Consider the following 1559-nt stretch of genomic DNA (forward strand, 5'->3'; position numbering starts at 1 on the left):
GGTACACCAACTTGGCGAGATAATAAGATATGTTCACGAGTTTGAGCCATAGGTCCGTCAGTAGCAGCAATAACTAAGATTGCTCCATCCATTTGAGCAGCACCAGTGATCATGTTTTTAACATAGTCAGCATGCCCTGGACAGTCAACGTGTGCATAGTGACGTCCTTCAGTTTGATATTCAACGTGAGAAGTGTTGATTGTAATTCCACGTTCTCTTTCTTCTGGAGCTTTGTCGATATTAGCGTAATCTACGAAATCTCCTCCGAATTTTTCAGATTGTCTTTTAGTAATAGCAGCAGTTAATGTTGTTTTACCATGGTCAACGTGTCCAATAGTACCAATATTAACGTGTGGTTTACTTCTGTCAAATTTTTCTTTTGCCATTTTATATTTCCTCCTTTTTTAATTACTACTTTATTCTAACTAATAATTGAAATTTTATCAACTATTTTATCTATAATAATCAAGATATTTGTACTCTTGTTATTATTTTACGAATTAATTACCACTTTTTTTGATAATTTCTTCAGAAATGCTCTTTGGAACTTCTTCATAATGATCAAATGTCATAACGAAGTTTCCACGTCCTTGGCTGTTACTTCTTAAACTTGTAGCATAACCAAACATTTCAGCAAGAGGTACCATTGCAGATAATTGAATAGCATTTCCTCTGCTTTCTTGTCCTAATGGACGTCCACGTCTACTAGTTAAGTCACCCATAACATTACCAAAATATTCATCTGGTACTACTACGTCAACTTTCATAATAGGTTCTAGTAATACTGGATTACATTTTTTCTTAGCTTCTTTTAAAGCCATACTTGCAGCAATTTTGAATGCCATTTCACTAGAGTCAACATCGTGGTAAGATCCATCAAATAATGTACACTTAACATCGATCATTGGATATCCAGCTAAAATACCACTTTCCATAGCTTCTTGTAATCCCTTGTCTGTTACAGGAATGTATTCACGAGGAACTACACCACCAACAACAGCGTCAACGAATTCGTATCCTTTATCTGGATTTGGTTCAAATTTAACCCAAACATGTCCGTATTGTCCACGTCCACCAGATTGTTTAATATATTTACCTTCACAGTCACCAGCTGTTTTTAAAGTTTCACGGTAAGCAACTTGAGGTTGTCCAATATTAGCTTCAACATTGAATTCTCTCTTCATTCTATCTACTAATACATCTAAGTGTAATTCACCCATACCAGCGATAACTGTTTGTCCAGTTTCATGGTCTGTATGTACTTTGAATGTAGGATCTTCTTCAGCTAATTTTTGTAATGCAAGTCCCATCTTATCTTGGTCAGCTTTTGATTTTGGTTCAACAGCTAATTGGATAACTGGTTCTGGGAATTCCATTGATTCAAGAATAATTTGATGTTTTTCATCACATAATGTATCACCAGTAGTAGTATTTTTTAAACCTACTGCAGCAGCGATATCACCTGTATATACATCAGTAATTTCTGAACGGTTATTAGCATGCATTAATAAGATACGTCCAATTCTTTCTTTAGCATCTTTAGTAGAGTTCATAACATA

2 protein-coding genes are annotated in these 1559 nt (G+C 35.0%); both read right to left on the reverse strand.

Going from position 1 to position 1559, the window contains the following annotated elements; genetic code table 11:
* Positions 1-386 (reverse strand): GTP-binding protein (locus ACKI3Q_RS09090; protein WP_407416275.1); only part of this gene is annotated, 386 nt, incomplete at its 3' end.
* A gap of 114 nt (positions 387-500) precedes the next feature.
* On the reverse strand, positions 501-1559 hold a 1059-nt coding region (locus ACKI3Q_RS09095), incomplete at its 5' end, for an elongation factor G (RefSeq protein ID WP_407416276.1).

Source organism: Methanobrevibacter sp. (assembly GCF_045636185.1).
GTDB lineage: Archaea > Methanobacteriota > Methanobacteria > Methanobacteriales > Methanobacteriaceae > Methanocatella.